This is a genomic window from Legionella saoudiensis (assembly GCF_001465875.1).
GTDB classification, from domain to species: Bacteria; Pseudomonadota; Gammaproteobacteria; order Legionellales; family Legionellaceae; genus Legionella; species Legionella saoudiensis.
In genome coordinates this window covers 821,256-837,284 of record NZ_LN901324.1, presented here as the reverse complement: position 1 = coordinate 837,284, position 16,029 = coordinate 821,256, and the positions used below count along the sequence as shown (strand labels likewise).

Below are 16,029 nucleotides of genomic sequence, written 5' to 3'. Positions count from 1 at the left end.
ATGTTAAGAGCCGGGTGATGTTGACTCATAACTTTGATCGTTTTCTTCAGCATTATCAGCCGCATTGTCTCTTGGTGTATTTCTGTTCTGTGAAAAGAAGCCTACTGGGCCTACTGGAATTGCAGGCATTGCTGTAGGAATACGATCATCCATGAGATCACCAGAGGATAAGTTCATTTTGATGTATTGCTCATCAGGATGTAAAAAGACAGTGCTTAGCCTATTTTTTACAGATTCAAAGGGTGAGCCCACTTTGAAATGATAGAGTAATGTTTCAGCAAGCACTTTAAATTGAGGGTTCGAGGATGCTTGAAGAAGAAAAGTAATTGCTGCATGGCTTCTTGCTTCATCTTCTGGGGCAGAGGCATCGATGTAGCTTGCTATTAAATTATAAAAGCTTGTTTCGGGAAAGAGCAAATAAGCACAAGCCATTGGGGCTAAATTATGTTTACTGCGTTCCAATTGATGAATAAGGACTGTGCGCTCATCATCTGTTAGTAATGTCACATATTCATGAAAGCTTTTTGGAACAGGATAAAAGTTATTCTTATCTAAATCATCCTTTAGGTATTGGAAAATAGGGGATAAAGCTCTATTACGTGCTAGTAGCTCTTCTACAGGCTCTACAACTTCAGTAGTAAAGATTTGCTGTATCGAGTAATTGTGCGTCAGCGCCTCAATAATGAGCTTCGTACCTGATTCATTCAACTCTATATCGTAAAAATCTAGTTGATGTAATGAGGTATTATTTTTTATAAAACGTGCAACAGCACTTATTAATTGGACTGTCTCTTTATTAGAAAGAAGAGAGTTATAAATCCCTAATTGAGTCAGGGTTTGGCTAGATTGAATGTTTTTTAAAAAATTTAAAAATCCATTTGTAGGGAATGTTTTATCGAGAACAATTTGTAGATGTAATGGGGATTTATTTTCAGTAATAATATTCTCTAGTGCGGCAATATCACGTTCGGTAAGTGGTGGGGAGTTAACCTGTAAATAACTAATTTGAGAGCATAAGTTAGGTAAAGATTGAAGTAATTGAACACGTACATCTAAAGCCATTTCTCGGCTTATATGGAAACCCCATTGTTTTTCCGCATTTTGTTTCAACGCTCTTTCTAATGCAGCTAGTTGTTCTGCGCTTAAGGGGAATTTTAAATTGAAGTCAATAATCGTACCGACTTTTGCCCCATTTGCTATAGCTTCCACTTGCTCATTAAAATTATTATTAGTTATTTGAAACATCTAATCACTCCTGATACTCATTAACTCCAGTATAGCAGTGATGGTTTAAATATACTCATAATGTTGTCATATAGAAAAATATAAACCTGAGGTATCCTCATTTTTGTTGAACAACAATAGGGGTGTTTTTGCCTGCTATTAAGGGCTGAATTTAAACTCCAGGTCAGTCAAATCTTCACGCTCCTGAGTTCGTGTCAGCTGGAAAAAGAAGTGTTGGCACTGGTAAGGACGTTGTGCCTCACATACTTTGTTTACACGGTAATGAAAATTGTTTCCTTTATTTAAATTAAACTCAGGAGCTCTATCTTCATTAATATGGTAGCTTTTTTGGAGTTCTTTTAGTTTTTGGATGTCTTCATAGCTTATGTTTTGATGGCCATTTCGCGATTGCATCAGCTCTATACGAGCCAGAAAAGCTTCCTGCGAAGTGCACCGGCTGATAAATTGTTCCGAATAGGAATAATACTCTTCAGCGCGAACTGGATCATTAAGTAACTTATAGCCGTCCCCAATATGCCTGGCTAAGATTTGAGATAAAACGATTATCATCTCATCGTTACCCGTATATTCCAGATCTATATAGTCATCATAAAGACCAATTACTTCTTGCAAATGGCTTATTGCATCAGGATCTGGGAGCACTTTAGCAACAGCTTCATTCGACAACTCAACAAAAGCACAACCTAACCATAATGCCCAGCCTATATCGTCATCATTAAACTCTTCTCGATGTTCTAAAAGTAGATTCCAGGATTTTTTTAAATTCGTAGTAGGACCTTTTAATGACAATAAAACTGCTAATGCAAGCGCTTCAAAAGAAAAATCTGCTGCTTCTGAAAAAGGTAAATAATTAAACGCCTCTCGGAAAAAAATGGCTGCCTGTTCATATTGAGGTGGTGTTTGTTTTAAATAACTAATTCCCAAATAATAAGCCGCAAGACCAGCTTCCAATGAAAGTCCATCCATCAAGTCATCGGTTTCGGCTTTATGAGCCTGCTCATAATAAACACTTTGAAATAGTTGAATTGATTCTTCTATACCTTTAGGCGAACGTTGTATACATTTTCCAAGGTTAATTTTAGCTAAAGCCAGATTTTTCTCATCATTAATTAATGCGCAAATTGATTGAGCTTCGCGATAAAGTTCTTCTGTAGAAGCTTGGATATGATATTCCTCTATTAAAGCGCCTTTAATAAATAAAGCTTTTACAAGACCTCGTTGTGTTTCTGCATTAAAAGAAGTATCAGTCAAAGCTTGCCTATAATGGTGTTCGGCTTTATCTGCCCAATACCAGGCTTTTTGAATTATATCATTTGCTGAACTTTGATCTAGAATACGCTCCAGCACCTGAGCACTTATTAAAGCTATTTCAGCAATCTCAGTATTGGTTTTGGTTGCCACAGCATGTTGATAAAGCTCTTCAAGGTATTGAGCAGCTAACTCGTATTTAGAGGTATTCAATAAGGTGTTACATAATTCTCGTAGAATCCCTAATATTTTATCTGCATAGTGCTCAATAACTTCCTGGCAATCGTCTTTTAGCGCTTGTTGGTAAATTTTATAGACTTTCTCTAAGGCAATTATGGCTTCATCATATTTTGATAGCAGAGTTAATGGACTACAGGCGAGGTGAGCTTGCCGGATCGCTTGAGGTAGCTGATTTATTTGTAAGTAATAGGCTGAACTCGTCAAGTGAGCTCTTGCTTCCTCTTCGAATCGATTTAATTTATTACAGACAAAAGCAAAGTTTTCATGGAGTGACGCAAGATAGTAAATATAGTCTTCTCTTTCAAGTTCGGTTGTCCTTGTATGAGCGATTAGTGTTTGCAAACGTTGTGCACTTTCATTTGTATAATTGGATAAATGGTGAAATATTTTTTGATTAGGTTCCGTTATAAACAAAGCATAAAAGAGTCCACTTAATCTAAAGGCACTTAGGGCTGCTATTTTTTTGAATTCATAATTTACATCTTCGCTCTCCTCGCCATCATCTAAGAGTTCGTCTTCCCTAATGTATTTTTCAGAAAAATACCCATCAATATCATTAGAATCTGAGTCATCAATATCTTGCTCCGAGGCGATGCACATTTCATATGCTTTTTCTAAATTATTAAGTGCCTCTGTGAAGTGTCTTTGTTTTGCAAGAAGTAGCCCTGACTCATAGAGTTCGTTTATTGCTTCGATATCATATCGAGTCTTTTTGCGAGGGAAGTCTTGAGTCTGCTTCACTTCGGCTACTTTTCTTTTTGTCATGATGAACTATCAACCCTTAGTTACCTTAAGAAATGGAGCTAAATTTTAGCATGAAAAGCAATAAGAGATATTATTTTTTGTCAAATTTAACTTTTTATGAACACGGTAGCCGTGTTTTTGAGTAGAGCGTGAAAGGGAAAGATTTATTTAGATACTGCTCTCTTAATATTTCCTTAATGTTTCACTTTTATACTGTCTCCCCTGTTAATTTTCCTTAGAATGATAGCCTATAATGAAAGTTTTTGAAGAAATTCCTAATTTTGATAATCAATCAAAAAGTGAAAAACTAGCAAGTCTTAATCAATATTTTTCCGCAAAAAGGCGTCAATATCTTCAGGAAAATAAAAGCTTTTTAAGTCTCAATCATGATGCTGCTCGAATTGAACAAGCTGAATTTACCTACATAAATACACAAAAAAGACTAAATGCTATGCATTATGCTGATTTAATTGATTGGGATGATTATAAACGTCAAAGTCAGGAAAATTGGGAGCAGTGTCAAAATGCGTTTCAGGATTGTTTCGAACATAGAGAAGCTCCTGCCAATTTATCATTCCCGGTAAAACAAACAGGCTTTATTGCTGTAAGAATGCATGCCCAGGCTCATGCTGAATATCGAAAAGCACAACAAGAATTAAATAAATCCTGGAGGGATGGGAAAATATCCCGGAAAGATTTTCTTCAAAAAAGCCAAACAATCTATGAAAACTGTTTAAAAGTATTTATTGCTGAAGGAACTAATAATTATCCTCCGGATATTTCTGAATGCAAATCGTATGATGACAAAAAGCCTAAGTCATATACTCGGGATGTATATATAATCTCTCAACTTCATGCGACTGGGCTCATTTCCGATAAACAACGCCAATTTTGTGTTACTTATTTAAACCAAAATACGCCTGATATTGAAAAAAAAGATATTTTGCCCACTGCGGCCCCACGAAAAAATAAGGCCAAGTTAGAAAAGACATTTTTGCGTGGGCAGACGCTGCAGTTAACGAGCCAATCCGAAACTTCAAGTATTGAGATACAGGCGCCTAATTTAGATAATCTTTTCTCTGAGCCTAATCCGCTAAAGCGTAAACAAAGCGAGATAAGTGTTAAGGATAGTCCTAAGAAAAAAGAGAAGCATAATGATTTATCGGTATCTGTTCCTGAAAAATCAAAGAGCAAACAGGTGGCAAATAATGAAAATAAGCCATCGGGAAGGGATAAATACGATCGATTAGCATTTAATATCTTAAAGAATTCACATGTCAAATCTTTAGATAATAGCTTAAGACATAGTCAAGGATTAGGTAATCTCACCTCCAATCCATCCTATTATTTTCACCAATCGGTACAAAGTGAACAGGATGCTATGAACTTTATGCGTAAGTTTTGGAGCGATGCAAAAAATTGCGAGGCTGTACAGCAATATCATTATGATTCACATCAGCAGAACAAATATGCTGGAAATGATTCATCCCCAGCGTGCATCAGCTTTGTCTCGACTTCTGTATCAATACCTACTCAAGCAAAATCTGATGTGTGTTATGTTGCGCTTTCAGGACATAAATATAAGCCTGGAAGAAGTGGTATTATGAAACATCTTGATGCCTTTATTGATAAGCTTAATAAAGAATCAACAACCCATTATGAGCTTGTTTATGGTGATATCCAAAATTACAATGATACCCTGAAATTACTAATAAATAACCAGCGTGTTAATACAACAAAACCCTGTGCAGAAAAGTATTTTGGTTCTTTATTAGTTAAGCTCTACTATGAGTTCGGTGAGCATTTCACTGTAGATGGGATTACTAATTGCGGTTTTTATCCCTTTAATAATACAGAAGCCTATGGTTATGGCAATACGGAGCATAAACATAATAAAACTGTAAGTAATCCTCAAACTTATAACGATGATGAGGTTCGAAACCATAAACCGGGTAAAGACTATGACCGTCATGAAAAAATGACTATGCATCTCTCGTTGGATCAAGAACCCATGAATACCTCAGAATCAGATGATGAGGATATTGATTCAGTTACCTATCATAATCGTATTTTAGGCCTAGAATCTGCTGCAGTGGATGTAGTTATTCCCGAGCGAGTCCGAGATGAAAACTATGCAGGTACACGGCCATGCTGCAAAGATTGTTGTGCAGTTAAACCTGCTGTTATGAAATTAATAAATTACGCGCAAAAATATGGCCATGGCGCTGAATTAGGTGCTGATAGAATCTGCACGTCACCAGTTTCGCATAGTTTACCGCATTACCCATCTTATGAATGGAAATATCGTGAACCGGGATCTGCTAAGGAAACGATAACTGAACTTAACGCTTTTGGTCTATTCGGACAGTTTAAAGAAACACGAAAGCCAGTGCCGAAAAGAGGTAGTGAAAACATCCAGGAATCGCAACATAATCTTGGTAGTAGTGCTAAATTAAATTAAAACATATAGCCCGATTACCATAGCGTAATACGGGCTACGTATTTTTCTAGTATATCCAGTCTATAATTCCAGGAGGAATATTTAAATATGGAGATTTAAATGAATAACAAATTTCAATATAGACGCCTGGATAAAGAAGACTGTGCTTTGTTATTGGTAGATCATCAATCTGGACTTATCTCTCTAGTTCAAGATTTTTCACCTAATGAGTTTAAGAATAATGTTCTTGCTGTTTCTGCCTGTGGTAAGTACTTTAAATTACCTACTGTGTTAACCACGAGCTTTGAACAAGGTCCCAATGGTCCTCTTGTACCCGAATTGAAAGAAATGCATCCCGACGCTGCCTACATTCCACGTCCCGGCAATATCAATGCCTGGGATAATCCGGATTTTGTTAAAGCGGTAAAAGCTACTGGCAAAAAGCAATTAATTATCGCCGGTGTAGTCACTGAAGTCTGCGTAGCCTTCCCAGCACTTTCAGCAATAGAGGAGGGGTTTGAGGTATTCGTTGTCACCGACGCCTCAGGTACGTTCAATGACGTTACGCGCCATAGTGCTTGGTTACGAATGCAGGCTGCAGGCGTTCAATTGATGACCTGGTTTGGTATGGCTTGCGAACTTCATCGTGATTGGCGCAATGACATCGAAGGATTAGGTAATTTATTCTCTAACTATATTCCCAATTATCGGAATCTGATGACTAGTTATTTTGAAAAAATGAATGCTTCCTCGAAATAAATGGATTTAGTGATATAAAAAATCAGCCAAAAAGAAACCCAGGTTGCTTGCAACCAGGGTTCTTAGTGTCATGGCGTAATTTTGAAAATACCCGCTCATAACCCCTTTGATTAAGAAAATATTTTTATCAAAATGATCAATAACTTCATTGACAATAAAAAAACTATTCTATAAATTGCCGGCCTTCATATAAAGGAATTAAGGGACTTAATTATGCCTAAAAATTATTATCAGAATCTATCTGGTAGTTCTAGTGTAACCACTGCAGTGGTGCCAGGTTTAGCAACCGCTACAGTTTCAGGCTTTGGTGGAGGGCTTTCTCAATCTGCATTAGCGGCACAAAAGGCCAGTGCCATTCTTTCAGCAAATAGTGGTCAGCGGGATTCTTTATTAAACGCATTAAAAGCTTTATTTGAGGATCAGCCCAAACAAGATAATTCTGTTTTAGAAACTTATTTACCGGAAGTGAAAGATGGTTTGATTGCAACGAATAATTCTGTTGCCTTTATTGTTCGAAATGTTTTATTAAGTATTTATAGTGGTGCTAGCCACATAGCCCAGATTCCTAGCGATATCTCCACAGTAGTGAAACATACCGGGAATGGTTTATCACATTTAGAAATTCCAATGGACAAAGTGCAGGATGCATTCCAAAAAACATCCACATTTAAAGCAAATGCACAAGGCTCATCTCAAAGCATGCAGAGTGTAACGGAAGCTATTGGCAAACAGGGTGAGAAGGTGATAGAGGAATTAAAGCATGAATTCCCAAGAAATAATTCCCATGCCAGCACCCATGCACAATTTGCTTCGACTTTGGCCGGCGCAAGTATCGGTATTACAGGGGCAATACCTACTATCAGTGCTCTAGGAACTGATCTTATTGGCCAAACGCTCAAAGAAACGAGTGCAATGAGTCATTTTGTAACTGAGGAATCAGTAAGCGAAGACGGTAAAAAAAATATATATATTGCCAGCACTAACGTTTCCAAAGCAACTCAGCAAAGTGATAGTCAACAATCTAAAGTACGATCTTTAGAACTCGATGAAGAATTATCCAATATGGATAATGCTTCTAACTTATTATCTAATCAAAGTATTACTTCTCCAATAAACACGGTATTAATTCGCCTGATTGCCTTATCATTATTCGTAAAATCCTCACGTGCACTTAATAAAACATCTTTAGTCATGTCCGAAGGGCGGTTAAAAAGGGCTCTTGTTGAGGCAACGGCTCAAGGGCCTTCAGGAGGCGTGGATCGCATCAATAGCCTTCATTCCAATTTAAGCTCCTTGTCCAATATTTTACGTCTTTGTGCTGATAACCTAAAAGGCCCATCTGTAATTGAAACCACAGTAGAAAGTAGTGAGGTTATTTCCAGCCGTTCGATGTCGGTGCTATTAAGCAATGTATCACAACTTGCTGATGCAGTACGTCAATTGCTGAATCAACAACAAATAAATCAAGAAGAAAGCTCTGGCAGTATCAATGCTCTTGTAGATTTAGCGAAGCCGAATGTTCTGAATAACTCAGAGGCCATGATCAAAGCAGTACTTGATCGTGTTGAACAGGAAAATGGCCAGCATGTTATTCCTGGGCTAAATCAAGACATGGCAAGCCAATTAAATACGGTTTCTCAATCAGGCCTCGCCTCTCTTTTAATGACTCATAGCATATTTACTAACCCCAGTTTAATCGCTACTAAAGCAAGCAAAGCAGGGATTAAGACAAATGATGCGCAAAAAAATGAAGCATTAATGGAAACCCTTCCGGGCTTAACCCAGGCATTAAACATGATCCAGGCATCAACCCGAAATATGATGGAGGAAATGGGTAAAGTTATGGATCAGGGTAGTTCGCAAAAAGACGGCTCCTTATTATCCACACATCATTCAGCAGGTAGTCATACAGCAGCACTTTATTGGTCTGTAAGTGCTATTTTGCTGATTTGTGATGAAATGCTCAGCGTTTGTCGCTCATTGAGCTTAATTGATAAAAATCGCGCTCAGGAACTTTCTCAAAAAATTAATGAAGTGCCAAGCAAAGATGAGTCTGCTCAATCCCGTGAACAGATTGCATGGGACAGTCATTCGCAACAGGGTAGTAGCGCAATTCATGCCATAAGCGCGCTACGTCTAACCTTATCTCATAGTGGGGTTTCTCTAATGAGAATTGCGATGGCTTTACATCATGCTGTTAAAAATAATATGGATACTGAGCAACGTGGTCTTGAAATGCATACGCTACAAAGAACGCTCTTGTTTTCCGTGGCAGAGGCATTGCATTATCTGGCAGAAGGATCATTATGGTTAACAGGTGGCTCCTTAGCCTTGCCTGTAATGTCAAATGGTTCAGCTAACTGGTCTCACAAGCAGGCTCATTCTACCGATCAACATTTGCATCCTGTGCAAACTCATGAAAGTGAAAAGTCCAGCGAAGGATGTTCCGATACACTTCAGCCTATAGGCTTTTTCACAGATGCAGTAGCAGGCACAGTTACCAATGTGGCGAAGGTTTTAGCGCAAAGCAGTTTAATTGGCTTGGATACTACAATTGAACTCATTAAAATCTTGGAAATTCTTAGCCTACATCGTGATTCTCATATTGCCTTGCGTTTAGAAAGCAATGATTCATCTAATCCTAATGGCTTATCTAAAAATAGTGTTGAAGATCCTAGCGTAGGTTCTAGCGCAGGGACAGGGGCAGTACTGATTAACATGCTGGCCGCATTCCAAACACTAGATCAGAGCTCTCATACTCGCTCAACATTAACTGTTCAAGAGCGCCTGAAACGAGTAGTGGATGAGCAAATTGAAGGCTTGGCAATGTTAGATGATGAAGAGGAGGCGCGAGGTCATACCAGGGGCTTGAAAGCTTTTTATCGGATTATTATTGGTTTATTGTCATCAAACCAAAATATGCAAGCCCAAGAAGATTTAGTGCAACGACTTCATTTTGGCGGCATTTCTTTATCCAGCTATCATTCATTGTTTGGTGCCTATGATGATGAACCTAGAACTGATTTACGCTTTTTAAAGCAATTTGCAAATGATGATGATGCTCAAGGAATACTGCGTCGGTTTATTGATGAGGCCAAAAAGCCTGGGTCTACTTTATTGAGAAGCTTACACACCGCACTGCCTGAGGACGAGCGTAGTACTAAAGCGCAAGCATTGTATGAGCATGTCTTTGAAGAGGTATACCAGCGTTATAAACAAGTCAAAATAAATAACATTATCATCCATGGCTCTGGTAGAAGAAAAGAGCCTACACGTGATGCATTCAAAACGGATATGGGCTTGATCCAAGTCCAGCACGAAGAGAATGTAGAAGAGGTTAATGGATTGGGATTAAGGTAACCGATATGCCAAAGTATCAAGCATTAAGTACGGAAGAGGGCTCCATTGACGAATCTAAATTATTGGAACAGCTCCGGATAAAACTGCCACGTGTAATGCGTGAGCAGTTAAACGAGGATACACTCGCGCAAGCGTACTTTTTGCTGGCGATGTTAAGTGATGATGAATGCATTCATGAATTACATAATTACTTACAGCAGCAATATCAGGCATCGCCTATTGAGCAATCACCCATTGAGCAAGCTTTAGCATTGGTGAGTCAATTGCAGAAATCCGCATGCAACCCCAATGCCGCATTCAAATACCGCTTGCCCAGCTTTGTGGGCGAGTATCCTATTCATAGTCAGAAAATCAATCGCAAGGTTGAACAATTTAATCAGCTTATTGAAACGTATCACCTAAATAAGTCAGAGCTTGATCCTGTCGCCCTGGATGAGGCATATCAAGCACTCTTGCTTGCTATTGCTAATCATCATATGGGTTGTAATCCTCATAGTCTGTGGCAATTACTAAAGGCAATGACACCTTGGTCCTCTGCACCAATTGATGAATTTTTGGAAACTTTTTCTTACTTATTATCACCTATTCCTCATGCAGAGCCCCTAGTAGTCAAAGAACACAAGCCATTGTCTAAACAGCCGGTTGTTGAGATTAATCTGCCTATATCTTCAAATAGAAGTGTAAAGGAAAAGCCTTTTTCAGAAAATTTTAATTACAAATTTAATGAAGCAGGGCTTATTGAATCTAGTGATTATTTATTGATTAATGGATTTGCCTTTAAACCTGGCGGGCATGCTGATGCATTAACGAAGCAAGTACCGGAATTTTTACCGTGGAGGCAATGGAAGAGTGCTATTCGACGTCAATTATCTCAACAACTTGATATACCACTGAATGATGAGTTTTTTGATTGGTTGCAGATTGTATTACAGCGTCTTGGCGTTGAATTTATGATGTTGCAGGCTTCTTCTTATGAATGCTACGTTAGTCCATTCCTACGTCAGCAAACAACATTAAGTACTTTAAATGAAGACATGATTCTGGGCATTTTGCGAGAGCAATGTGAGTTAGGTGAAACGTTCATTCATGATGCCAACTTGGTGGTAATTAGCCGTTACTTAATGCGTTTTTTACAAGCGTTTCAATTTAATCGTGGACAAGCATTAGGAATCGGTGCTAATTGGGGTGGTGTTGTTAATGAATCTAACGAAGCAGGGACTGATGCATTTCGCTTTAATGATTCAGAATGGGCCACACATTTCAGAAATTTGAGCCTACATCGCCAAGGCCCGGCTGAAGCACATATGAATGCAACTATTGGAGCACGCTATGAGCTTGAAGCATTATTATCAAGCTTTGAGTACATGACCCAGTTACAGCCCTCAGAATACGGTAATACTTTATACAGTGCTTTGGTCGATAATATTATGACCACATTGTTCCCAGAACCGCATTATTTTGAAAATGCTGCCTATGTTAAGTACCGAAGGCATTTTGTCCTTAACTACACGGATGAAGGCATACCGCAAATTGATTCCTTTTATCAACCTGACTCACAAGGTACTTATTTTAAAACCAAAAAGGGGGACTTTAAGCAGACCCCTATGTTCCGACAAGCCGGCTCTTTAGTAGTGGAGTCTTTTCCACGAGATGTGGGCTCTGGTGATGGCTTGCAGTCGCTTTCGGCGGAAAATCCATTATGGCCTTTACAATTGCAATATGCTCAAGCTGCCTCAAGTAGCATCCGAGGTCATAGCGTTTATAATCCAATAGGTGCAGACGAGTTTATCCCTGATACTTTTTACGGGCAAATTATACGTGAAAGTGAGCACGTATCGGTGCCTTTTATTGGGGTTGTTCCCAAAAATTTTGATGCTCATTTCAAACAAGTAGAGCTTTGCGCTTCATTTGTAGTACGCATGTTGCAATCATCGCGATTAATGACTTATTGCCCTACATTTAAAGAATACTATTTTTCCATTTTATCTCAATTTTTACCGTCTATGGAGTGCAAGACACCTGCCTTGCCTTTGGGGATGAATACCACAGTCCGAAATAAGTGGAATGATTTTGATCGTATGGTGCATGGCGCTGATCGGAAGGCAGAGGTTTGCCAGGAAGCATTTTTTTCTTTATTTAAAGAGTTAATTCATAGTCTTTATGCTTTAAGCAAAGATGATGCTGATTTACACTATTATTTTGCTGAATTAACTCGCTCCCCTAAAGTATTTAACCCGCAAAGTAGAGCCACCTGTGAGCGTTTAATTCGCGAATTAACGACATTAAAACCTTTATTAACTCATGAAAATAGAGAAAATCGCCAACAGTATGAGCGTACGGTGCATTATCTTGCGGAACTAACACGTTTTTTCTATCCTGTCCCCAGCGATGAAATGGCGAAGGAAGTTGCTGAGCAAGCGCGTCTTCATGTTACTCCCTTATTAAAGAAGGCCGCAATCAAAGATTATTTTGCAATGCTTAGTCAGCAAACCCAAGCGAATATTTCACCTAAGGTTTCACCCGGATTGATGCATGACGCATTAAAATACCAACGTCCATCCCCGGAGGTATTTCGCGATTTTTATAGTCGACGTCATAAAACTAATTTTTACTCAGGCTTCCGTGGCATAGATGGTGAGCAGATTATCCAGCCATCAACGCGAGAGGTATTATTAGATAAGCTAAGTAAAACGATAGGGGCATTATTACCGCTTATTCGCCGTAACAAATCTATTTTTAGTATAATAACACAACCTTTTTCCCAAGCTTATATTCAGAGTACTACAACATTCCATCGGCAAGAACAACACAAAGTGTTTTGGAGCGTATTAGCAGGTATTGGCGGCTTTTTTTATGGCGCAGCGCTTGGCGCAAATCATGCGCTAACAAGCCTTCCAAGAGCTATTTATTATGGATGGTTTGCCCCAGGAACATCGCAACGTAAAGTAAATCATGCTTTGGCCATTTCGTCTGCTGGTAGTAATGAGCCGAGTGTGCGTATTGATGCAATGATGACTATTCGGGACCATTTATTACGACTCAGGGCTAACTCCTATGCTCATACACCGTCAACTGAGCAATTAATTAATCTGGTGTTGCAATATGTAAGGAAGCTTCATCCGTCTTTATTATCCAGTAAGCTAACAACAGAAGCGCGTTATACGGAGGTTTTGCAGGCAGCTTTTCCCTTGGATTTAACTACATGGAATGAATTATTTGAGCCAGTAATTGAGGCGGGCGATGATAAAGCTTTACACAATATTCTTAACCAATATCCTTTGCAAATTGACCGCGTACTTGTTTATGCCTTATATGAATGTTTGACCGCGCCGAATAGGCAACAAGGTACTCCTGCGATTATTAAAACAGTTGTTGATAAACATAAATTAAAAAATCCACAAGACAAGGCTTTAACAGCTTTGGTTCATTATTATACAAGTAATCCTGAAGCGCAAAAACGAGATATTGAACAGTACCGTTTTCATGGAACAGCTATAAAAAAATTAAAAGCACAGGAAAAGCAATTACGGAAAATACAAACATGGATAAATAATGCTCTTGATATTCAATGGTCATTAGAAATACTGTTTAGTGAATTTATTAAGCAATACCACCTTTCTTTGAATAAAGACACATTGGAGCATATTGTTTCTAAATTGCCAAATAGCATAAAGGCAATTGTGCTTGAACTCATATCTAATCCTTCAAGTCAGGAAATTAAGATCTTGAATGACTATGAATTGGATAAGGTCCAAAGGGATTTTCTTTTAGATTGTTCCCGCTGCTATCGAGAGATCTCATCCCCAGCTATACAACAACGCATCCAAGATTTGGCAGATGTTTCTAAGCAGGCGGAGCTCATACATAGCATTAAGGCTCAAGAACATTTAAAATTCACTCAATTTAAACAACGCGAATGGCAGCATCGGCTATTATCTATGGAGGCTGTAGCAGCTATCATTGCAGAAGCGAAGCGACAACTTACCTCATCTTATTATGCCGATTTAGATGAACTTGTACGTCTTTATGAAAACTGTTTAAACGGCACCGATAAAACTCAGGCTTTTAACCAATTTTATAGCCAGGCAATAAATTTATTGGAGGCATGCTCCGTAGAAAATCCTTTGCGTGATTGGGTTAATGTCACCATGAATGCTTTTGTAAATGAACTTTTAGATAAGCAAGCATGGACTGATACAAAGACTATTAATAATCCTTTGAGTAACTCACAGGCAGCAAAACAATGGCTAAACCACTTGATGGAAAAGCATGCGCTCCGCGCATTACTTTCGCAGCAAGTGGAGCAGGCCCCATCGTATGATCACGCAGCATTGCGTTGCCAATACATCCTGCATGCCTTAGAAACAACGCAACCTAAGCAAGAACCAATTCGTAGTACGGGAATGCAGAAGCTATTACGTATCATTTGCCAAAATACGAATACTTTGACACCAACAGGCGATCAACAAGCCAAGCAAGTCCCAATTTTGGCCTTATGTAAACATTCAATTACTATGTCACGTGCCTTAGAACGTATCCAGGAAAAAGTCCCTGAGGAGCATTTCTCCAGACCGGTAGAACTTGGTTGGAAGGGGGTTAGTTAGTTATCCCCAACACATGGAAACCCCGCTTGGGGGACCGAGCTCCAATCAATTCCACTTCACGGATTGGGCTGCACCTTCCAAGCCATAGTTTTGTTATAATTTCATATATCGTTGACCCTGTTTTTCATGGAGTTTATGTTCAACGGGTAGCTCATTGCCTTCCTCAGCTTCATTTTGTGGCGGATTATTTTCCATTTGCGCCAGTTGCTCTTTTACTCGAGCCAAAGCTTTTTCCATAGGAATGGGGATGTTGGCAGAAAGGAGCTCAATAATGCTCTTTATGAATTGTCCATGCTCACTTTGAAATCCTGGATGGCTAAAATCATAAGTATTTTTCCAAGTGTTAATGTCCCCATGTGGCTCTGGTAGCTCGCCACAAGTTAACTGATAAATTGTTGCCGCTAGGGTTTGACACTGTAATAATTCAAGATTAACCGAATGATCATTGAAGAAAACACTTGAGGAATAGTAGCCCTTAGTGGAGTTGATCATATTGCTTTGAGTTTTACATGACTGACTTGCCAATAAGCCTTTAATATCACTAAGGATAATTTTTCCGTCATTTAATAAAATGTTACTTGGTTTCATATCGGTATACCAAACTTTACGCTCATTTAGCGAGACGAGAAACTCCATCAATTGCTTGCTACAGTCCAATAAGGTTTTATCGAATGTTAGCTCGCTAATAATGTCTTGATCTTTTTGTGCACGTAAATTTTCAAAAAAGTTTTTTAAATTACCTTCGGGATAGAACTGGCTGTATTCAAAATATAATTCATCATTGCCTTCTTTAGTAATTCGCTCCATCGCTAAAGGGGCAGGAATTTGTGGCATGTCTTTACTGCACTGCTCGCGAATTTCTTTTGGAGAAAGATGTTTGCCCTCTGTATTTAACATGCGAAAGAAACGAACTGTAAAAGTCATATGTGTGTCTGGATTAGTAACTACGATTGCTGGATTATTCTCCGCATTTAATGATTGGAATTCTAATTTTTCATCAACGGTTTTTAGTTTGTTACCCATCAGGTCAGGATAAGTTGAAGGGCTGTGTTCCATTCGGTAAATGCTTGATAATTTTGCTTTTTCGGTTAGCTGTTTTACTTGTTGTTGTAGTTCATGCTGCTTATTTGCATTACTGAGGCTTTTTCTAAGCTCATCAAGTGAGTTTTGTTCTACCCATGCTTTTATCGCAGGCTTTATCTTGTCTTCCTCATCAAGTTTCTGTATGTATGATGCTAGCTTGTCCACATAACGCAATGCCTTCCGAGGTAGATTTTTTTGCTGATATTTGTTGATTTTTTGTACCAGGGCATTAACTTGTTTGATTTGAGTTCTTGTGGTGCTAAAAGGTGAAACGCTTTGTTGTTTCAATAAGGGTAACATCATACC

General features: G+C 38.6%; 7 protein-coding genes. 4 read left to right on the top strand and 3 right to left on the bottom strand.

Features of this window, described 5'->3' with window-relative positions; genetic code table 11:
• Positions 1-3 precede the first annotated feature (3 nt).
• On the bottom strand, positions 4-1,245 hold the full coding sequence (locus tag BN3124_RS12620; RefSeq protein ID WP_058535142.1) for a leucine-rich repeat domain-containing protein: 1,242 nt from the start codon (positions 1,243-1,245) through the stop codon (positions 4-6).
• A 138-nt stretch (positions 1,246-1,383) separates the two neighbouring features.
• The gene (locus BN3124_RS12615) at positions 1,384-3,498 is read right to left on the bottom strand and encodes a hypothetical protein (protein WP_058535141.1); all 2,115 of its coding nucleotides are present in this window, start codon (positions 3,496-3,498) and stop codon (positions 1,384-1,386) included.
• A gap of 232 nt (positions 3,499-3,730) precedes the next feature.
• On the opposite strand from BN3124_RS12615, the gene BN3124_RS12610 reads away from it, so the two are divergent.
• The 4 genes from BN3124_RS12610 (at position 3,731) to BN3124_RS12590 (ending at position 14,640) form a co-directional block, all read left to right on the top strand.
• Positions 3,731-5,938 (top strand): hypothetical protein, encoded by a 2,208-nt coding sequence (locus BN3124_RS12610; protein WP_058535140.1) that lies wholly within the window; start codon positions 3,731-3,733, stop codon positions 5,936-5,938.
• Between the two features lie 99 nt (positions 5,939-6,037).
• Complete coding sequence (ycaC, locus tag BN3124_RS12605; RefSeq protein ID WP_058535139.1) at positions 6,038-6,676, top strand: isochorismate family cysteine hydrolase YcaC; 639 nt, start codon at positions 6,038-6,040, stop codon at positions 6,674-6,676.
• A gap of 213 nt (positions 6,677-6,889) precedes the next feature.
• A complete protein-coding gene (locus tag BN3124_RS17405) occupies positions 6,890-10,036 on the top strand; it encodes a hypothetical protein (protein ID WP_230849140.1) in 3,147 nt (1,048 codons plus the stop codon).
• Between the two features lie 5 nt (positions 10,037-10,041).
• Positions 10,042-14,640, top strand: coding sequence for a hypothetical protein (locus BN3124_RS12590; RefSeq protein WP_230849139.1), 4,599 nt, complete (start codon positions 10,042-10,044; stop codon positions 14,638-14,640).
• Positions 14,641-14,733: 93 nt separating this feature from the next.
• Here the strand turns inward: BN3124_RS12590 and BN3124_RS12585 are convergent, their stop codons facing one another.
• On the bottom strand, positions 14,734-16,026 hold the full coding sequence (locus tag BN3124_RS12585) for a protein kinase family protein (protein WP_149865264.1): 1,293 nt from the start codon (positions 16,024-16,026) through the stop codon (positions 14,734-14,736).
• Positions 16,027-16,029 lie beyond the last annotated feature (3 nt).